Genomic DNA, 19,847 nt, shown 5'->3' on the forward strand with positions numbered 1-19,847 from the left:
GCGGTTTTGCCGGCACCAATCATGATTACGTCCTCGTAAAGATGATGACGGTGTTTCAGATAAAAGCTGACGGCCAGTCGTTCGCAGTAAATCGTGATTAGCATTAATAGCCAGAAAACTATGAAAAAAGAGCGCGGCGCCTGCCAACTCGTGAAGAAATACAGCGCTGCCACACAGGCCAGCATGGCATAGGATATGCCGTAGAAGATGCTGCGCACGGTGTAGATAAATGGCTGCATGGTATTGTAGATCCGCGACTGGGCGAGAAATAACAGGAACGTCAGAGGCAGCCAGAAGTATAGGTAGCTCCTGTGGATTGACATGTCATAAATTGACGTTGACATTTGACCGGTCAAAACGACGGCCAGATAGTCCATCGTCAAAAACAGGACTGGTGTCAAATAGCGCCTCACTTTCTTCCTTATGGAGCTGGCACTTGATGTTGTGCTCAATATCATATAATCCCCTTACTGTTTCATTTTTTCATACATATAACTTTTTTGTGTCGTATCGCAACTCTTATTATATGTTTCAGTATGCTATAAGTCAATATATAGCTATTCATTTTGACACCATATCTGCCACTGAAGCCATAGCTCCTATATAATGAAGTAAGTTTTACACGCAAGGAGTGATTCGCATCGAAAACAAACTGCAAAACTTACGGGAACTGCATGATATGAAGCAGCAGGATGTGGCCAAAGCCTTAGGTGTCAGCCGTTCTACTTATGCCAATTACGAATCAGGCCGCCGTGCACCTGATATTGACACGCTGATGCGCTTAGCTGATATATACGGCATTACGCTGGACGAGCTGACCGGCCATCAAGTGAAGCCGGCCAATGGCATCAAGTTGACCAATCAGGCCATGCGCCTGCTCAAAAGTTTCAACCAACTGCCGGCCCCTGCCCAGGAATGGTATATTTCCCATATGGCCTTTGATGTTAAAGCCGTAAAATATTCACCAGAGCTGCAGCCCGCTGTTGTGGCAGAAAAATTAAACGCAAAAAAATAGGCATTCCGATCGCTATTGATCGAAATGCCTATTTTTTATATTTCTTATTCTACTGCCAATGCAGCTTCTTTTTCCTCCGCATTGAGCTGTGCCATATCCTTACGCACAGCACCGTTCCAATGATATTTCACCGTCAATACCAACAGGGCTGCGGCGGCCATGAAGGCGGCCATGATATAGTAGCCCCAGTCGAAGGTACCCGTGAGGCCATGCACCCAGGCCATCATATTGGGACCTACCCAGCCGCCGATATTGCCGCAGGAGTTGATGAGGGCCACGGATGCAGCGGCAGCGGGGCCGGTCAGGAAGGTGGTCGGTATCGTCCACCATACCCCCATGGCTGCGTAGATGCCGATAGCAGACAGGCAGACGAGGAACAGGGCCATGCCCATGCTGCCGGCATGGGGAGACATGCCCAAGCCGATAGCACCTACTAACAGAGCGCCGGCCACATGCCAAACCTTGTCACCGGTTCTGGTGGAAGTATGGCCGATGATTACCTGCACGACTAGGGCTGCCACCATCGGGATGGCGATGGCACCGCCGAGCAATGACGTAGACCAGCCGGACAGGCCTTTGAGGACGGTGGGCATCCAGAAGTTGAAGCCCCAGAAACCAACTACCCAGAGGAAATAAATCAGGCAGAGTTTCAATACCTTCGGTTCACAGAAAGCCTGCCAAACGGTGTATTTCTTGACGCGGTGCATGGCGGCCTGTTCTTCTTCATAAACCTTGTTGAGGTATGCTTTTTCCGTGTCCGTCAGCCAATGTGCCTGTTCCGGACGATCTTTGACCGCAAAGAAGAAGTAGACCGCAAAAGCCAGCGCCGGCAGCGCTTCAAGGATGAAGAGTTCCTGCCAGCCATGCAGACCGAACAGGGAAGTTTCCAGCAGGACACCGGCCAGCGGCGCACCGATAATCGTGGAAATCAAAAGCGACGTGAGCATCAAAGATGTTGCCCGGGCGCGTTCACCAGCGGCAAACCAGCGCGGAAACAGCACCGAATAGATGACCGGATAAAGGCTGGCTTCCGATGCCCCCAAGAGGAACCGGCAAAGATAGAATTCCGAAGGCGTCTTGACGAAGGCCATATACACGCACACCAATCCCCAGGTGAACATGATACGGGCAATCCATTTCGTCGCAGAGAATTTCGCCGCTACCAGCGAGCCAGGCACTTCAAAGATCAGATAGCCGACAAAGAAAATCCCGGCGCCCATGCCGAAGATTTCCGGCGTGAGCCATAGCATATCGGCAGTCATGGTCAGTTTGGCATAGGCCACGTTCACGCGGTCAATGCAAGCGATAATGGAGACGAGAAACACCGGCAGAATGATGCGTAAGTCCCGTTTGTGTTTCAGTCGCTGTAAATCCAAGGCTTCCATAAAAAATTCCTCCCCTATAATAGCGTTGTATCCTTGATAATATAAAAAAGCCCGTCCCGTAAAGGGACGGACTCATTATCCGTGTTACCACCCAAATTCCCTGCAAAAACAGGGCACTCTGCTACGTACCATCATACGCGGCTCCTGTAACGGGAAGCCCCCGTGGCCGCTTACTGGTTCCATCAGTAAAACCGTTCAGCGCCATGCCTCAAGGATGATTTTCCATTTCTGCTGGACTATCGGCTTACACCATACCCGATTCGCTAGGAGTCTGCCCGGAAATGTACTCTTTCCTCTCATAGACTGTATCTATCGTGTGGATTGTTGTTTTCCTGAATACGAGTATTATCTTAGCACCGGAGTGTAAAGTTGTCAACCCATTATTTGTCCTGATAATGTCCCTTGCAAGAAAATAATATCAAATTCCCAGCTTCATCCGCATTATAAACCAGCCTATTTTTCTCGTCTATGCGACGGCTCCATGCAGGGTAATAGCGCAAGGGCTCCGGCTTGCCTTTGCCCTTGCGCAGACCATTGCGTTCAATATCCTTTATCAGCTCATTGATTCGCTTCAATGTTTTTTTATCCTCGACCTGCCATGACACATACTCGGACCAGGCTGTCGGAGTCCAAATGAGATTAATCTCAGACATCATCCACCTCTAACAATCTATGCTGCTGCCCCAAGCCTGCTTTATATTCAGCAAAACTACGATCGAGTTTTGCCATATATTCTGCATTATTGCGGGCCTGTTCTCGAATGGTGAATAAGTCTGATGGAACTGCATGATTGCGAACGATCGTCTTCAATAGCATAGAAACTACTGCAGAAGTCGTCAGTCCCAAATCTGCCAGGACCTTATCAGACTGGATTTTCAAATCCTCATCGATACGGATATTTATGGATTTTGTCGTTGCCATTTTACTCCCCTCCTTGACTTAATCTTAGCACATTGTACAGAAAAAGTATATACTATGCCTATATAATTTCTTTCTCCACTAAATCGCCCACCTTTTGCGCTAATGAAGACAGGTCTTGCAGGCAGATATAATCTTCTCCATAAATTCTGCTGGCGGCATCAGTCACTAATTTCGCGTCCATGACACTGTTGACCAGCGCCATAACCTGAAAGCCCTGCCGTTTAAGCTCCTTGACGCCCTGTGCTGCATCTGTAACCGCAGCTTCTCCTCCATAAAGGCTGGCTGGTTTTATCCCCTGCCTTGGTATATCACGGTCATCGCTGGGACTAGCATCGGTCAGGATAAAGATGATTTTTTTTCGAGCTTCCACAGCCTTGCCCCAAAGTTCCGGAATCGCCCGCAGGGCCAGACCATCGCGATTCCAGCCCTGCGTCTTGTATGTCAGCAGCCCTTCTGCCGAACTTTCGCCAAAGTCCTTCAATCTTTGCAGCACGGTGCAGCCGTCCTGACTGAAAAAGGCCACCGCCATCAAGGGAATCCCCGCCCGTCTTAGGGCTTCCGCAATCAGATAGGCCTGATTGGCGATAACAGCCTGCCTGCCCTGCCGGGAAGCGGAGGCGTCCAACAGCAGCAACACGGAAAAGTCGCTGTAATGGGCAGGCTCCAAGACGGAAAACACGCGGTTTTCCCCCATGACTGCGCCCCGCCAGATTCGTCCGGCAGCCAGCCGCCCGCTGCGAGCCGGCAGTTCCATGGGCTGACGATGTACCTGCAGTGCATTTTGCAATCGCCGGCTGAACTCGTTCAGCTCCGTACGGAATTGTACCTGATGCTGGGCAAAATATTCCTGATTCTCTGGCTGCACTTCGCCCTTTTCCGCTGTAAACCACAGGCGAACCTGCCCATGAACGCCCCGGCAAAGCACGCCTTCAAGACTTGCCCGACGCTCTGCGGTAAATAAGGCGAGTCCATAGCGGCGTGTCAGTTCCCCATCATCCGGCAAAGGATTTCCCTGCGCCGGCCAAAAGCTTTTGTCGTTTCCCTCCGCAATATTACCATTCAGCACCCAGCTTCCATTCCCCTCATCCCTATAGCGGCTATGTATAGGCAGCACCTTGAGCAGCAGCGCCTTAAGCGCTGGAGGCAGCGCAAAATGCAGTACATTACGCGGATATGTTTGCCAATGCCAACGGAAGAACTTGCGGATAATCCCTTCCATAGCGGCAATGATTTCCTCCGTGCTCATGTTGCCGGAAAAGGCAAGGGCTTTATATAATTTTCTATCCCAAAGATTGAGAAGATTTACTTTTTCTCCCAAGACTTCCCGGCAGCGGGCGCATTTGAGGCTATGGGCCAGTTCCTGCCGCATCATGAGTTGTTGAAAAGACAGATCCACATCCTCCCGCAGGAAGCGCGCGGCATGCTGGCGCCGCAGTTCTGCCAATACCGGGCGCGCAGGCAGTTCCCGCGCATAGGCCGCCGACTCGAGGCCCAGCCAGAATAGTTCCGTATAAAGTTCCCCGAGCAGGGATTTATCCAACGTTCCCCGCAGATAGGCAGTGAGTTTTTCTGCATCATAATGGCGGTGAACCAGCCCCACAATGGAATTGAGGTAAAGATCCGGTTCACCGTCCTGATAGAACGCCAAAAACTCCGGCCAGAAACCATAGGCTCCCGCCGCTGTCCAGACAATATTGAGAGCCCGCTTCTGCCGCAGGGCTCTGAGGGATTCATAAGCCATCGCCATCACCCCACGAAGAAATGTTCCCTGCCCCAATCCGCTGGCAGGCGCAGGGCGATGATATCCTCCACCAAGGCCCGTTCCTGACTGTCGAAGCATTTGCCGGTCAGTCCCATGGCGAGCGCCTGTCCCGCTGTAAGTCCCAGCCGGATAAGCCGCAGGGCTTCCAACAGGCCGCGCAGGTCCAACGCCCGGCCGGAAATTTCCTTCGCCTCGTACTTCTGCCGCAGATCAAGGAACAGGGCTGCCAAAGTGCGGGCCATATCCGCCCGCAAAGCCGGGAATTCATACTGCAGCAGGGAAATCAGTTCAGCCTCCCCGGGTACGGGCATATGCAGGACCACAAAGCGGGAAAGCAGAGCTTCATTGAGTTCCCGCGTGCCGCCATAGCCGTAGTTCATGGTGGCGATAAAGCGCGCAGCCGGGTGAAGCGCAAGCTGTTCATAGCCTGGCACCTCTACCTGCCGCCGATGGTCAAGCAGGGAATGGAGCACGGCCAGGGCTTCATTGCGGGCCATATTGATTTCATCGAGAATGCAGATGCCGCCCGCGGTCACGCATTCGTGGACGGGCCCAGGACGGAAGCATACTTCCCCTCCCTTGAAGGTATCCATGCCAATCAGATACGAAGCATCCACATCGATATGGAAGGACACGTTCCAGATCGGCCTGCCCAAAAGCAGCGCCAGATTTTCGGCCAGGATATTCTTGCCTGTGGCTTTAGGACCTGTCAGCAGGAGATTTGCCCCCGCCAGCAGAGCTGCTAAAGCTGCTTCCAGTATTTCTTTGCCAAAGTAGGGATAGCGGGGCGTATTTATCGTCCGTTTCCCCTGCCAGGGATTTTTCTGCCGGAAGGCCGCCGCCTCTGCCAGCAGTTCCTGCCGGATTCCCTGTTCTTGAAAAAAGGCCTGCATTTCCTCCGTCGTCAACGCACTCACCTCTCAAAGCCTTGCTTAACCCTTGGCCGAAACCTCATTATAGACGTCCTTGAGCAGGGTTTCCTTGCGCAGGGACAAGCATTCGCAATTGCGTTCATCCGCATCCACTGTGCGAATGGTTTCGAGGATGATCTCGCCAATCATCGGCGCATCGTCATAGAAGATATCCGCCATATCCTGATGCGACCATTTCTCCTTGATGCCCTCACCATAGTTTACGGTGAAGTAAAGACCTGCATAGCAGGCGCCGATTTCCCGCGCCAGATATACCTCGGGGCAGATGCTCTGACCGACGATATCCGCATGGCCATTCATCATGGCCACTTCGGCCGGGCTTTCGAAATGCCGGCCGTCGGTTACGGCATAGGTGCCGCGGATAAAGACGCGGCCATCGAAGCGTTTCTTGGTCGAGGCAATCAAGGCCTTGCGCATCTCGGGGCAAAGCGCATCGCGCATCACAAGCAGATAACGGCCATCGAGCATAACATCCTTGCGCACGGACAGGTCGAGATAATCGTCCGGGATGATGAAGTCGCGCAGGTCCAGCAGCTTATTGACTGTCCCGACACCGCCTTCGGAGATGATGCGCTTGACGCCGGCTTCCCGGAATACCCAGAACACCTGCCGCGAAGCATCGGCGCGGGTAACGCCGCTGCGCCAGCCGTGCATCTTGACGGTCAGCACGCGCTTCTCGCCCACGCGGAACAGGCGCATGGCCGGACTCTGCCCGTAAGGCGTCTCAAAACGCAGATTATCTTCCAGGATTTCCACATCCTCGTCCGGCACATTGGCCGGGAAGTTGCTGGATAAAGTACCCGAACCGCCGACTACCGCATAGCTGGCGGCGGGGATTGTTTGTTCACTCATGCTTGTAACCTCACCTATCATATCTGTACCACCTCATCCACCGCTTCGCGGTCCCCCTTCCCCTCAAGGGGAAGGCTTTTAATATCGTTTGATTATGTTATACTCTGTATCTCTTTGGGCAGGCTGTTTGCCTGCGCCGCGAATCAGTTCCGTCATCTTGTTGATGGACATCTCATACTGGGTACCTGCTGCCCGCACGACGTTTTCCTCCAGCATGATGCTGCCAAGGTCGTCGGCACCGAAGCCCAAGGTCAGCTGGCCGATGCGCTCGCCCTGGGTTACCCAGGAGCCCTGGATATGTTTGATATTGTCCATATAGAGGCGCGTCACGGCCAAAGTCTTCATATAGTCCCAGCCGCTGGTCTTTTCGCCGCCTAGTTCCGTATTACCAGGCTGGAAAGTCCAGGTGATGAATGCGCGGAAGCCGCCGGTCTTATCCTGCAGGCGGCGCACCTTTTCCATATGCTCGATGCGCTGGGCCAGGGTTTCCCCAAAGCCGATCACCATCGTGGCCGTGCTTTCCATGCCGATGCTATGGGCGCATTCCATCACATGCAGCCAGTCATCGGTCATGATTTTCTTGGGACTCACTCGCTTGCGCACTTCGTCCACGAGGATTTCCGCACCACCGCCGGGCAGGCTATCGAGGCCGGCTTCCTGCAGGCGCTTCAAGGTATCGAGAATCGAAAGGCCCGCCTGCTGGGCGAAATACTGGATTTCCGTGGCCGTAAAGGAATGAATCGTAATCTGGGGATATGTCGCCTTGATGCTGCGCAGCATGGTCTCGTAATAGTCCAGCCCCAGATCCGGATAGAGCCCGCCCTGGATCATGACCTGCGTGCCGCCGGCCGCCACGGTCTCACCGACCTTGGCCAGGATTTCCTCATTATTCAGCAGGTACGCGTCCTTCGCTTCCTTGCGCCGGAAGAAGGCGCAGAACCGGCATTCATTCTTGCAGACATTGGTATAGTTGATATTGCGGTCCACGATAAAGGTCACCGTATCATCAAAGAGCTTGCGCCGCGCAGCATCTGCCTGCGTGCCCAGCTCAATGGGATCACCATGTTCCAGCAGGTCAATGCCTTTTTCTTCACTGATGCGCATTATTCCTGCACCTCCCGGTAAAAAGTATCGCGCTGCACCGGGTCATAGCCCGTCTCGCGGATGAATTTCTCCAAATCGGCACGGGTAATGCCTGTATTGGTCTTGGCCCCGGCCGCATGGATGATCTTTTCCTCACCGATCGTGCCGTCCAGGTCGTCGGCCCCAAAGCCCAGCGCCAGCTGCGCAATGGGCATGGTCAGCATGATCCAGAAGGCCTTGATATGGTCGAAGTTATCGAGGATCAGGCGGGAGAGCGCCAGCATCTTCATATCCTCCCAGGAGCCAACGCGCTTGAAGCCGCGTTCCTCACCGAGTTCCGTATGCTCGGGATGGAACGGGAACAGCATGAAGGCCTGAAAGCCCTGCGTCTCATCCTGCAAGTCACGCAGGGTGAAAAGATGCTGCAGGCGTTCTTCGATGGTCTCCACATGACCGTACATGATCGAAGCATTCGTGCGGATGCCGAGCTTATGCGCCGTGCGCATAACGTCAATCCACTCCGCTTTTGTGGCCTTCTTGGGGCAGATGATTTCCCGCACCCGGTCTGAAAGGATTTCCGCACCGCCGCCGGGCAGGCTGTCGAGCCCTGCCTCTTTCAATTCTGTCAGCACTTCGAGGATGCTCTTGCCGCTGATTTTGGCAAAGTTGACGATTTCCACAGGCGTAAAGGCCTTGACATCGGCCTCCGGCAGGGCCGCCCGCACCTGCTTGACAATATTCTTGTAATAGTCAAAATCCTTGTCCGGATGCAGGGCACTGACGATATGGATTTCCGAAAGGTTCTTCAACGCCTTGGCATTGTCTAATATCTTGGCCACATCATCTGTTTCGAGCACAAAGCCCCGCTTGTCACCCTCCTTTACCTGGAAGGCACAGAGCGGGCAGTTGGCACTGCAGATATTGGTCAGGTTGATATGCCGGTTTACCGTATAGAATACTTTCTTCCCGCTTTTCGACTCCTTCATGCGGCGGGCACATTTGGCTAGGAATAGCAGGTCATTATCTTCATAAAGCGCCAAGGCATCCGTAAGTGTCAGCCGGTCGCCGGCGGCAGCCTTGACACGCGCCATCTTTATCTTATCCATTGCTCCTCCTCAATCAAACGTCCGCAGGATATTGAAGTTGCAGTCACAGGCTGCCGGAATCCGCCCGGCCTCCCGGATGATGCGGATGATATTGTCCTCCGACAAGGCCGTGGGACTTGTCGCGCCCGCATCATGGAGAATCGTTTCCTTGTGCACCGTGCCGTCGATATCGTTAGCGCCGAAGCCCAGAGCCACCTGCGCCACAGGCACGGTCAGCATCACCCAGTAAGCCTTGATATTGGTGAAATTATCCAGCATCAGGCGGGAAATGGCCATGGTGCGCAGATCATCCCAAACCGAAGTCTGCTTGACACTTTCGCCCAGTTCCGTATTCTTGGGCAGGAACGGGAAGCAGATAAAGGTCTGGAAGCCGCCGGTCTCATCCTGCAAGTCCCGCAGGCGCAGCAGATGGTCCACGCGCTCTTCCAGGGTTTCGATATGCCCATAGAGCATGCTGGCATTGGATTTGATGCCCAGCTTATGCGCCGTCCTGGCCACCTCCAGCCACTCATCAGCCGTGGCTTTATTGGGGCAGAGTTCATCCCGCACCCGATCCGAGAGGATTTCCGCGCCGCCGCCCGCGATGGCCTGCAGACCGCCTTCATCGCGCAGGCGGAGCAGCACTTCTTCCACCGACAGGCCGGAGATCTCCGCAAAGTGCGTGATCTCTACGCCCGTGAAGCCCTTCATATAGAGCTGGGGGTAGGTTTCATGGATGGCTTTGACAATACCCAGATAATGTTCAAACGACCAGGTTGGATGCAGGCCGCTGACCACATGCAGGCCGGCCAGATTCGGATCCTGCATGGCATCTTTGACCAGGGCCAAGGCCTGTTCCTTGGTCATCTCGTAGGCACCCTTTTCATTACAGTCCCGGCCAAAGGCGCAGAACTTGCAATGGGATGTGCAGATATTGGTCAGATTGACATGACAGTTCACATTGTAATAGACGATATCCCCGCATTTCCGTTTCCGCACCATGTCGGCCATGGCGCCCAGCCAGGCAATATCGTGGCAGTTAAAGAGGCGCACGCCGTCTTCCCGGGTAAGCCGCTCGCCCTGCATGATCTTCTCTTCTATATCCCTATAGTTTTCCGCAGCTAACATTTCCGTCCTCCAAATTCAAAACATACCCTAATAGTATAACACTAATATGGAAATTAAGACACAATAAATATCACCAATAAAACTTCCAGTAAAGTTGACTATGATAATTTTTTAATCAAACTTTAATCGAATTCTTCTTGTATTTTAATATTCGCCGCCTATAATAAGTCCTGTAGTCAAGAGTTCAACAACTGAATTTCAGAAGCAAAGGAGAGTTGCAATATGTTTAGCAAGAAAAATGTTAAGCTGACTGCTATCGCCCTTGCCGGATTCGTTAGCCTGGGGATTGGCGGCGTCACGGTGAGTGCAGCAGAAGCCAGTCCGCTTCATCTTGGCCATGATTACGAGGTGCAGGAGCTTGCGCACAAGCATCACCGCTATCATCCCAAGAAGTATTCCGAAGGTGACCGCAATACGGCAGCCATCGCTGGCGCAATTGTCGGGGCAGTCATTGCCAAGAACACCTGATGATCAATTTTCGTAATTCTTCTCTTCCCTAAAGAAGAATTAACATACATTCGATTCCTAAATTCTCTAATTCTCTAATCTCGGAAAAAGGACATGCCCCCACAGCATGTCCTTTTTTCTTTTTTTCTGCAGGAAAAAATGCAAAATGCGACAGATGTCTTGGTTTTTTCACGCCAAAATATGATATAATAGAGTTTAACTCAACATGAGCTTAGGAATGAATGATGTAAGCGAAGGTATGTGTATCTGTAGGAGGAATGAACAGCATGGACATTAAGTACGACGTAGCAATCACGGCCATCGGCAATCTGGCCAAGACCTTTCTGACCAACAACAACAGCGCGATCCTGTTGGACGAGGGCATCCGCCCGAACCTTTCCGACATGGTGCTGGAGCACACCCCCGGCAAGCTGGAAGAGGACATCAAGAAAGGCGACAAACTGCTGATGGGCGGCATCAAGTTCAACATCGAAAAAGTTGGCGATGCTGTCAACCAGAACCTGCGTGAAGAAGGCCATTGCACACTGGTGTTCAATGCCGAAGGCTCCATGCCCGGCCAGATCATCCTGAAGGGCCCCAGCCTTCCCGTACTGACGGTAGGGGCACATATCACCTTTACGAAGAAATAATGCGCACGCCTCATCTGGGTGCTGCGCTCGCCTTCCCCTCAGGGGGAAGGCTTTTTCTTTTTTATGGCAGGATAATGCGTGAGTAAAAGCGAAGTAGATTCCTATATTGCTATTATGTCTTATTGGGACTTATATTATTGGATAATTTTGATTTATTTATCTTTTACGGAGGCGAGGGCATGGAGACTGCTGCACGGAAAAAAGGGCTTTGTGTCCTGCTGCTTTTCTTGCTGGCCATATGCCTGCCGGTCCGCAGCTTCGCCAGAGAAAACCTGCAGGTGGGCTATGTACCGGGCACAGGCTTTCTCGAGGAGGACCGCCCCGGCCATATGCAGGGCTATGGCTATGAGTATATGGAATTCCTCTCGGGCTTCCTAGGCGCCCGCTTCACCTATGTGCCCTGCATCAATTGGTGGGAAGCCGGGGCCAAACTTGAGCGAGGAGAACTTGACCTGCTGCCCGCGATGCCGGGCTACTACAAGACGCTCCCCTTTGCCCAGCGCACGGAGCACGTCATCGCCCGCTTCCCGATGGAACTCGTGGTACAGGATGACTTTGCCGGCGGCCAGCTGAAGATCGGCACGCTGGACTATAACTATCCCATCCCGAGCCTGCCCAAGATTGCCCAGGAACACGGCTTCACCTATGAGCTCATCACCTTCAGCGATTCCACAGATATGAAAAATGCCTTTGCCAAGCGCGCCATCGACGGTTATGTGCAGCCATTGCTGCATCCCGAAAAGAAAGAACGCGTGCTGGCCCTGTTTGACCGCGTCAGCTACCGCCTGTTGATCCGTCCGGGCGCGCCGGAGCTCTACACCCGAGTGAATGAGGCCCAGAACGAGCTGCTGCTGAACCAGCCCAATATCCGCAACCGGCTCAACGACAAATACGGACGGGCCAAGGGCTTCCCGCTGGTACTCACTCCAGCCGAGAAGGCCTATCTGCAGGACAAGAAAGTCGTCCATGCCGCCGTATTCATCCGGAACAAACCTTACTTCTATACGGATGATGACGGCAGTCAGGCCGGTGCTACCAAAGCCCTGCTGGAGCAAATAGAAAAAGATCTGGACATCCAGATTGAGCTCACCGAAACCAGCAGTTCCCCCGAAGAGATCAAGCGCCTGCTGACACGGGGCACCATTGACCTGGTGGCCGATGTGCCCGGCGATTTCAGCTGGCTGGATAATAATGGTCTGGTGCCCACCCAGTCCTATCTCGATATCGGTTTCGTACCCATCACCAAACACGGTGCTCCCCTGCCGGAGACACCCAGAGTAGCCGCCGTGGATGGGCTCTTTGAAACCGTCACCTTTGTCAGGAGCAGGTATCCAGAGGAACAGATCCTCTACTGCAAGAGCTGGGAGGAATGCTGCCAGGCCGTCAGCAACGGGCTGGCCGATGTCGCCTATGTCCCCCGGGCCACCGTCCCCTATCTGCTGGAAGCCACCTCGGCTTATAACCTGAGCGCCGATACGGAACAAGTCTTCGTGAGCACCATCTGTCTGGGCGTAGCCAAAGGCGAAGATCTCAGGCTTTGGCAGATCCTGAACAAGGAAATCAATCACCTGCCGCCCCGGCTGCTCAGCGATGCCCTGAGTCAGGGCTCCCATGAAAAAGCGCATCTGAGCCCCCGCTACCTGCTCTACCATTATCCCCTGCAGAGCGCCCTGCTGATCTTCCTGATCATGGGCGGCATCAGCGGGGTGATCTACTACCGCTCCCGCAGCTACAACCGGAAACTGACCGCCATGGAGAAACTTGCCTGTACGGACAGCCAGCTGCAGCTGCCGAATATCCGCTATCTGGAACACAATCTAGACACTCTCCTGCCCCCAGGCACAGCCACACAGGCAGATACCACCATTTTCACAGCCGTCTTTGCCGTGCACCCGCAGGATGCGAGCCGGCTCTATGGCAGGCAGCTGCAGGAACCCTTGCAGGAAACCGCCCGCCAACTGGCGGAAAAAGACTGGGTGCTGGCCACGGCCGCTGGCCCGGTCACCGGAGAGCTCGTCGCCCTGTGCCAGGCCGACAGTCCGTCCAAGCTGCTCAGCTTTGCAGCCGAATTCGTCACCGACCTGAAGAGCGCGAATCCAGACTATCTCTGGCAGGCAGGGTTATGCCCCCTGACCGGGAAACAGCTTTCCGCGGCCTGCGAGCACGCGGCCCAGGCCTGCCAAAATGCCTATAACCAGCGGGTTCACACCCTGTTCTGGAAACCAGAGTCAGAGAATTGAGGAGGAATACCTATGAGCAAGCTGCCCACCATCTTAATCGTCGATGATGATCCGATGAATCTCACCATGGCCAAAAGCATCCTGGAAATGAAGGTCCGGGCCGAAATCCTCACCACCGACAGCGGTGCCGGCTGCCTGAATATCCTGAACCAGCGGCAGGGCGCCATCGACCTGATCCTGTTGGATATCGCCATGCCGGTCATGGACGGCCTGCAGACACTGACCACCATCCGGCAGACACCGGCCTGGCAGGACATGAAGGTCATCTTCCTGACAGCAGCAGCGGACAAGAATACCATCGTCCGGGCCAGTCAGCTGAAAATCACCGACTACGTCAAAAAGCCCTTTGTCCCGGAAGACCTCATCGCCCGGGTGGAAAAGCATATTTTCCCGCCCATCGAAGATCCGGAAGTCAACGATATATTCAAGGCCCTGGATAATCTCGGCTTGTAACCATTCCCTCAGGCGCAGGAAGGAGACGGCTTATGGGTGCCAAAAACGAACACCATAAAATCCCTCAGCGGGGCGGCCTTTTGGACGGCTTCATCATTCCGCTGTCCAGCCGCCTGCGCCAGTTTGCTTATCTGCGGGCCATCCGCGATTCCTTCTGCCTGCTGATGCCCTTCATCATCCTGCTGACGCTGCTGCATATGCTGGGCTTCCTGGTCGTCAATCCCACAGGTCCCCTGCTCGGCGAGGAATGGCTGGGGCTCGGCAGTTTCCTCACCGATGGCCTGCACGATCAGGCCTATCGGGAATCCGCCTTTTTTGCCCGCTGCCTGCGGCTCAAAGCCTATCTGGAAGTCACCAGCATCCTGGCCTCCCTGCTCTTCTCGCTGGTACTGACGGTGAAACTGGCGAAACTATGGCAAAGCAACCGCTATCTGGCCTTGCTCTGTTCCGTGTCAGCCTATCTTTTCCTCATCACAGCCTATCCGGGGAATTTCCATGAGCTGACACTGTATTTTTCTGTCCGGGGCTTTTTTTTGGCGCTGCTGATTGCCACCTTCAGCACCTTGCTCTTCAGCCGCCTGTCCCGCCTCCATATGCTCCATCTGCCGGTGGTACCGGGACTGCCCCGGGAAATGGCTTCCTCCCTGCAGCTTTTGCCGCCTCTGGCCATCACTCTGACCGCCTCGCTGCTGACGGCCTTTGGCTGGACCTCCATCGAACAGTCCATGCTCTCCCTGCCGACGTTATTAGCCGCCAACATCGCTAACAGCCTGCCCCAAAGTCCGGCCGCTGCCATCCTCTATGAGTTCTCCCGCCGCTTCTTATGGTGGTTAGGCTTGAACGGCAGCAGCCTGACCGGCTTCTGGAGTGAGGCCTTCTATGTGCCAGCCCAGACGGCCAATGAACTGGCCGGCGGCAAATACGTATTTACCGCAGAGTTTTTCGACGCCACCTCCATCTCCCTGCTGGGGCTCTCCATCTCCGTATGGGTATTCGCCTCCCGGAAACGGCTGCGGACAATGTCCGCCTACTGCTTTCCCACGCTGCTGTTCTCCATCAACGAACCCTTCCTCTTTGCCCTGCCCATCGTGCTGAATCCCATGTTTCTCGTGCCCTACCTGCTGGCCCCGATGCTCAATGTCTATGTAGGCTATCTGGCCATCCACTGGGGCATCGTCCCCCTGTTCCGCTACACCATCGAATCAGCGGCACCGGTATTCATGCAGGGCTGGCTGGCCACAGGCGATGTGATGGGCGCCGTGCTGCAGCTCGTCTGGCTCAGCCTCGATATCGTCATCTACACGCCATTCGTGATCATCTTCAACCTGCTGACACAGGAGGAAGACCGGCTGGAGGAGGCACAACCGCATGAAACTTAGCAGCTACGATACACTGAAGCGCCGTTTTATCGCCTTTGCCATCCTGCAGGCCCTACTCCTGTGCCTGGCCATCTTCCTGTCCATCAATTACTTCGGCTCAGCCATCTGGGAAAAACGGGATGGCGTGGGGCTGATCCTGGCTAGTTCCAAGGATGCCCCAGGCTGGCCTCGGGAAATGAGTCAGGGACTCCAGAAGGCCTGCAACGAGCACGGCTACAACCTTTATATCGAAGACAATGTGAGCAGTGATGACAACAGCCTCGCACAGGTCACAGACAAACTGCTGCAGAAGGGTGTCAAGAAGATCTTCCTGGCCAATCCCGGCTATCAGCATGATCTGGAGGCCATCGCCCGCAAATACCCGCAGGTGGATTTTTACGCCAACTCCGTAGGCGAAATCATCTCCGACAGGATGTTCAACTACTCCGTGCGCTACTATGAGGTGCGCTATCTGGCGGGAATCCTGGCCGGCCTCCACAGCCGTACAGGCATTGTCGGGTATATGGCCCCCTTCCCAGCTCTGGAAACCCGCCGGGATATCAACGCCTTTGCCCTAGGCGTCCAGAAAGCCCGGCCGGATGCCCGGATTCTCGTCGCCTGGACCGGCCAGTGGATTTCCCCGGAAAAGGAGAGTAAGGCCCTCTATATCCTGAAACATGCGGGCGCCGATGTCGTCACTTACTTCGCGGCCTCACAAAATCCTGCCCGGGAAGCCGCGTCCTTGGAGCTTGATTACATTGACTTCCACAGCACGGGCCGGGATCTGCCGCCCCACTGCCTGGCCGCTTTGGAAACCGACTGGAATGCCGTCTATGGCAAGCTGCTCCATATCAACGTCCACAAGACCACTGGCCGGAATTACTGGCAGGGCATGCTGGACCAGGTCATCCACCTGCATCTTTCGCCCGACCTTCCCCCGCGGGAAGAAGCGCTGATCCTGCGGGCACGTCAGGAACTACTGGAAGGTTATCCCGTCTTTTCCGGCGACATCGTGGACCGTGAGGGCATCGTGCGTTGCCGGACCGGCGAAGTCATCGCCAATAGCAACTTACGGGAAAAAATGGACTGGCTCGTGAAGGGAGTGGAAATCCTTGAAGCAAGATAATACATCCAATACCAGCAGCCCCGAAAGGCGGATGCTGACCTTCACACTGCATCTGCTGGGACGCTTCTTGATTTTTTTTGCCATCCTGCTGCTGATTGGCCTGGCCCTGCAGGACAAGATGAACGAATCCCTGAACCACGAAGTGGAGAAATTCAACCTGCAACAGGGAGAACTGCGCGCTTCTGTCTACAACCGCCAACTGACCAATGAAATAAATGAACTGAGCCGCACGGCCATGCTGATCTCGGCCGAAAAGATCACACCGGCCAATGGCGTGCAGTCCATCAGCGGCCAGGGACAATTAGGAGGGCTACTGGATATCAACGGCCAAAGCCTGCTGGGCGTTTCCCTGCCCAAGGAAGCCCGTCTGCAATGCGCCCGCACCCTGCAGGGAGATCCCAGCTGGCGCTATTACAAGGATTTAGGACTCGTGGTCATGGTGCCGGTCTACGAAGGCAATAATGTGCGCCATATCCTCTGCAAGCTGTATACAGCCACCGGACTGCAGGAACGCACCTCGCCCTTCCAATTTACAGACCAACAGGAAAATGAAAAGCTCCTTCTCTACGACCTCAACACCCAACGGGTGGTGGTCCCCTTCGAGGATTACAAGAACAGCAGCTTCTATGATGCCGCCAAGGATTCGCCTCTGGGCTTAGACCAATTGCTGTCTAAGCTGGAACACAGTCAGGAAACTGCCATCTTCGATCCTGCGCTGAACAATGACTACGTGATCTATGCAGCCTATATTCCCAATACCAGCTTCGTGGTCATCGGCTATCGTCAGTGGCGCTCCGTACTCACTGGCATCAGCAATATCCATCTGATCGTCCTCTGGGTATTCGGCCTGCTCGTCGTGCTCTTCTGCGTCTTCATCCTCTACGCCTTCACCAATCAGGTGGCCGCTGAGGAAAGCTCCGCCCTGCGGGAAGCCCGTGACGAAGCCCTGCGGGCCAATCAAGCCAAGAGCGATTTCCTCGCGAACATGAGCCATGAGATCCGCACGCCCCTGAACGCTATCCTTGGCATGAACGAAATGATCATGCGGGAGGCCTCCGGCAATCTCAAGAAATACGCCTTCAATGTCAAGAGTGCCGGAGAAACCCTGCTTTCCATCATCAATGACATCCTGGACTTCTCCAAGATCGAATCCGGCAAGATGGAAATCGTGCCCGTCAGCTACAGCCTGAGTTCCGTGCTCAACGACGTCTATAACATGGTCAGCTACAAGGCCGGAGAAAAAGGGCTCGCCTTCCATATGAACGTGGATGCCAACATCCCGGACGCCTTGCACGGCGATGAAGTGCGCCTGCGCCAGGTTGTGGTCAATATCCTCAACAATGCCGTCAAATACACGCCCAAGGGTTCCGTGACCTTTACGGTCAAAGCCCATAGCTATCAGTCCGGCAGTGTGGAACTGGAATTCATCACCCAGGATACCGGCATCGGCATCCGCGAGGAGGACAAGGAAAAACTCTTCGCCAAATTCCAGCGGCTGGATATCGAAAAGAACCGCAATATCGAAGGCACCGGTCTGGGCCTGGCCATCACCGTGCGCCTGACGGAAATGATGCAGGGCAACATCACTGTGGACAGCATCTATGGCGAAGGCAGTACCTTCACCATCCGCCTGCCACAGACTGTGGAAAAGAACGAACCCATCGGCGACTTCAATGCCCGTATCGAAGCTGCCCTGCAGGAGGAAGCTCACTATCAGAAAAGCTTCACCGCACCCAATGCCCATATCCTCGTGGTCGACGATAATGATATGAACCTGACCGTCGTCGAAAGCCTGCTCGAGCAGACACGAATCAACATCCACACGGCCAGCAGCGGCAAGGAATGCCTGCAACTGATCCAGGACAATCATTACGACATCGTATTCCTCGACCATATGATGCCGGAAATGGACGGCCTCGAAACCCTGTCCCGGGCCAAAAAACTCATCACGAGCAAATGTCAGGACACGCCTTTTATCGCCCTGACCGCCAATGCCGTAGCCGGCGTCAAGGAAATGTTCCTGGCCAAAGGCTTCAACGACTACCTCTCCAAACCTGTAGATGGCAAGACAATCGAACGCATGGTGCAGAAATACCTGCCCCCGGAAAAGATTTGCCTTGCCGATGCCGGTACCACTGAAGCCATCCCTGCACCGGCACCAGAAACAGTTGCCCCCGCTACAGTCGAAGAACAGATCGATCTGCCCACCGCGATGAAGTACTGCGGCAACAATGAGGAAATGCAAAAGAAATTCCTAAGCATGTTCGTATCCCGTCGGGGATCGGTCAGCCAGCAGCTGGAAAACGACCTGCAGACCGGCAATATCGAGGACTATACCACGCACGTCCATGCCCTGAAATCCACCGCACTCTCCATCGGCGGCATAAAGCTCTCCGAATGTGCCAAGGCATTGGAAATGGCCGGCCATGCCTACATAGAAGTGCCTGAAAATGAAAAGGACAGCCAGCTGGCCTATATCCAAAGCCACCATCCGGAGGCTTTGGCGCTATACCAGCGGCTGTCCCAAGAAGCCAAAGAACGCTTTGGCCTGGAATGAATCAAAGTTCAGAAGTACAATGGGGGCACTTGACAGCCTCCTCGGGAATCTCCGTCTTGCAATAAGGGCAAAGGCGCGGTTCCTTCTCCGGTTCTTCCTCTTTCTTCGGCATAAGGCGATTCACCTGTTTGATCAGCATGAAGATGGCAAATGCCACGATCAGGAAATCGATTACCGCATTCAGGAAAGAACCATAAGCAATGACCGGCAGCCCTGCAGCTTTGGCTTCAGCCAGAGTTGCAGCCGGTGTGCCCGACAGATTGATGAATAAATTGGAGAAATCCACTTGCCCCAAAATAAGACCAATCGGCGGCATCAGGACATCATTGACGAAGGACGTCACGATCTTACCGAAGGCAGCACCAATAATGATACCCACGGCCATATCCAATACATTGCCCCGCATGATAAATTTCTTGAATTCTTCTACCATAGATAATCCCCCTCTATATAGAATAAATAACAACAATGACAGTATAACATAAACGCACAAAAAAAGCACCCTTATGGGTGCTTCACCTAACTGGCAACGCCCTATCCTCCCAGTCCGTCTCCAGACAAGTACTTTCGGCGTATGAGTGCTTAACTACTGTGTTCGGTATGGGAACAGGTGGATCCACTCAGCTATCGTCACCAGATATTCTGTTGAGTATGTACTACTCAAAACTATACAGAAGAAATTTTGTATTGAACATTTTAGTCTTGAAAGATAAGCCCTCGATTTATTAGTATTGGTCCGCTGCATGCCTTACGGCACTTCCACTCCCAACCTATCTACCTTGTCTTCTTCAAGGAATCTTACTGGATTACTCCATGAGATACTTCATCTCGGGACAGGCTTCACGCTTAGATG

18 protein-coding genes, 2 rRNA genes, 1 pseudogene and 1 other annotated feature are annotated in these 19,847 nt (G+C 54.0%); of the genes and pseudogenes, 8 read left to right on the top strand and 13 right to left on the bottom strand.

Annotated features, from left to right (window positions below):
* Positions 1–383, bottom strand: a pseudogene (locus BLQ59_RS14240) (undecaprenyl-phosphate galactose phosphotransferase WbaP); the annotation flags it as partial.
* A gap of 248 nt (positions 384–631) precedes the next feature.
* Between BLQ59_RS14240 and BLQ59_RS14245 the strand changes: the two are divergent.
* Positions 632–1,015 carry a helix-turn-helix domain-containing protein gene (locus tag BLQ59_RS14245; RefSeq protein WP_014425821.1) on the top strand — a complete coding sequence of 128 codons (384 nt, stop codon included), beginning with the start codon at positions 632–634 and terminating at the stop codon, positions 1,013–1,015.
* Positions 1,016–1,059: 44 nt separating this feature from the next.
* Here BLQ59_RS14245 and BLQ59_RS14250 read toward each other — a convergent pair whose 3' ends face one another.
* From BLQ59_RS14250 to mqnE, 9 genes are all read right to left on the bottom strand, one after another.
* A complete protein-coding gene (locus tag BLQ59_RS14250) occupies positions 1,060–2,400 on the bottom strand; it encodes an MFS transporter (protein WP_074573495.1) in 1,341 nt (446 codons plus the stop codon).
* 59 nt (positions 2,401–2,459) lie between these two features.
* Positions 2,460–2,709: a binding site (T-box leader), on the bottom strand.
* Between the two features lie 71 nt (positions 2,710–2,780).
* Positions 2,781–3,056: a Txe/YoeB family addiction module toxin gene (locus BLQ59_RS14255; protein ID WP_014425823.1), complete on the bottom strand. Its 276-nt coding sequence runs from the start codon at positions 3,054–3,056 to the stop codon at positions 2,781–2,783.
* Positions 3,046–3,321 carry a type II toxin-antitoxin system RelB/DinJ family antitoxin gene (locus BLQ59_RS14260; protein ID WP_014425824.1) on the bottom strand — a complete coding sequence of 92 codons (276 nt, stop codon included), beginning with the start codon at positions 3,319–3,321 and terminating at the stop codon, positions 3,046–3,048. Before BLQ59_RS14260 ends, BLQ59_RS14255 begins: the two co-directional genes overlap by 11 nt.
* 58 nt (positions 3,322–3,379) lie before the next feature.
* Positions 3,380–5,062, bottom strand: a complete 1,683-nt coding sequence (locus tag BLQ59_RS14265) for a vWA domain-containing protein (protein WP_176756828.1) — start codon at positions 5,060–5,062, stop codon at positions 3,380–3,382.
* 5 nt (positions 5,063–5,067) lie between these two features.
* On the bottom strand, positions 5,068–5,991 hold the full coding sequence (locus BLQ59_RS14270) for an AAA family ATPase (protein WP_218122916.1): 924 nt from the start codon (positions 5,989–5,991) through the stop codon (positions 5,068–5,070).
* A 24-nt stretch (positions 5,992–6,015) separates the two neighbouring features.
* Positions 6,016–6,867: an MTAP family purine nucleoside phosphorylase gene (locus BLQ59_RS14275; RefSeq protein ID WP_074573497.1), complete on the bottom strand. Its 852-nt coding sequence runs from the start codon at positions 6,865–6,867 to the stop codon at positions 6,016–6,018.
* 78 nt (positions 6,868–6,945) lie between these two features.
* A complete protein-coding gene (mqnC, locus tag BLQ59_RS14280; RefSeq protein WP_074573498.1) occupies positions 6,946–7,971 on the bottom strand; it encodes a cyclic dehypoxanthinyl futalosine synthase in 1,026 nt (341 codons plus the stop codon).
* The gene (locus BLQ59_RS14285; RefSeq protein WP_074573499.1) at positions 7,971–9,056 is read right to left on the bottom strand and encodes a radical SAM protein; all 1,086 of its coding nucleotides are present in this window, start codon (positions 9,054–9,056) and stop codon (positions 7,971–7,973) included. The genes mqnC and BLQ59_RS14285 overlap by 1 nt, the downstream gene beginning before the upstream one ends.
* A gap of 9 nt (positions 9,057–9,065) precedes the next feature.
* Positions 9,066–10,163 (bottom strand): aminofutalosine synthase MqnE, encoded by a 1,098-nt coding sequence (gene mqnE, locus BLQ59_RS14290; protein ID WP_074573500.1) that lies wholly within the window; start codon positions 10,161–10,163, stop codon positions 9,066–9,068.
* 222 nt (positions 10,164–10,385) lie between these two features.
* Here mqnE and BLQ59_RS14295 point away from each other — a divergent pair, with 222 nt between their 5' ends.
* The 7 genes from BLQ59_RS14295 to BLQ59_RS14325 all read left to right on the top strand — a co-directional run bounded on the left by BLQ59_RS14295 (position 10,386) and on the right by BLQ59_RS14325 (position 18,994).
* Positions 10,386–10,631, top strand: a complete 246-nt coding sequence (locus tag BLQ59_RS14295) for a hypothetical protein (protein WP_074573501.1) — start codon at positions 10,386–10,388, stop codon at positions 10,629–10,631.
* 266 nt (positions 10,632–10,897) lie between these two features.
* Positions 10,898–11,260 carry a PTS glucitol/sorbitol transporter subunit IIA gene (locus BLQ59_RS14300; RefSeq protein ID WP_081342604.1) on the top strand — a complete coding sequence of 121 codons (363 nt, stop codon included), beginning with the start codon at positions 10,898–10,900 and terminating at the stop codon, positions 11,258–11,260.
* A 179-nt stretch (positions 11,261–11,439) separates the two neighbouring features.
* Positions 11,440–13,500 (top strand): type 2 periplasmic-binding domain-containing protein, encoded by a 2,061-nt coding sequence (locus BLQ59_RS14305; RefSeq protein ID WP_074573502.1) that lies wholly within the window; start codon positions 11,440–11,442, stop codon positions 13,498–13,500.
* A 12-nt stretch (positions 13,501–13,512) separates the two neighbouring features.
* Positions 13,513–13,953 (top strand): response regulator, encoded by a 441-nt coding sequence (locus BLQ59_RS14310; protein WP_074573503.1) that lies wholly within the window; start codon positions 13,513–13,515, stop codon positions 13,951–13,953.
* A gap of 32 nt (positions 13,954–13,985) precedes the next feature.
* Positions 13,986–15,332 carry a PTS transporter subunit EIIC gene (locus BLQ59_RS14315; protein WP_074573504.1) on the top strand — a complete coding sequence of 449 codons (1,347 nt, stop codon included), beginning with the start codon at positions 13,986–13,988 and terminating at the stop codon, positions 15,330–15,332.
* The gene (locus BLQ59_RS14320) at positions 15,322–16,437 is read left to right on the top strand and encodes a BMP family ABC transporter substrate-binding protein (RefSeq protein ID WP_074573505.1); all 1,116 of its coding nucleotides are present in this window, start codon (positions 15,322–15,324) and stop codon (positions 16,435–16,437) included. Before BLQ59_RS14315 ends, BLQ59_RS14320 begins: the two co-directional genes overlap by 11 nt.
* A complete protein-coding gene (locus BLQ59_RS14325; RefSeq protein WP_074573506.1) occupies positions 16,424–18,994 on the top strand; it encodes an ATP-binding protein in 2,571 nt (856 codons plus the stop codon). The genes BLQ59_RS14320 and BLQ59_RS14325 overlap by 14 nt, the downstream gene beginning before the upstream one ends.
* Before the next feature lies 1 nt (position 18,995).
* Here the strand turns inward: BLQ59_RS14325 and mscL are convergent, their stop codons facing one another.
* The 3 genes from mscL to BLQ59_RS14340 all read right to left on the bottom strand — a co-directional run.
* Positions 18,996–19,427, bottom strand: a complete 432-nt coding sequence (gene mscL / locus BLQ59_RS14330) for a large conductance mechanosensitive channel protein MscL (protein ID WP_074573507.1) — start codon at positions 19,425–19,427, stop codon at positions 18,996–18,998.
* 88 nt (positions 19,428–19,515) lie between these two features.
* Positions 19,516–19,632: ribosomal RNA gene (gene rrf / locus BLQ59_RS14335) — 5S ribosomal RNA — on the bottom strand.
* A gap of 67 nt (positions 19,633–19,699) precedes the next feature.
* A 23S ribosomal RNA gene (locus BLQ59_RS14340) occupies positions 19,700–19,847 on the bottom strand; the annotation flags it as partial.

This window comes from Pseudoselenomonas ruminantium (assembly GCF_900104055.1).
Classification (GTDB): Bacteria; Bacillota; Negativicutes; order Selenomonadales; family Selenomonadaceae; genus Selenomonas_A; species Selenomonas_A ruminantium_C.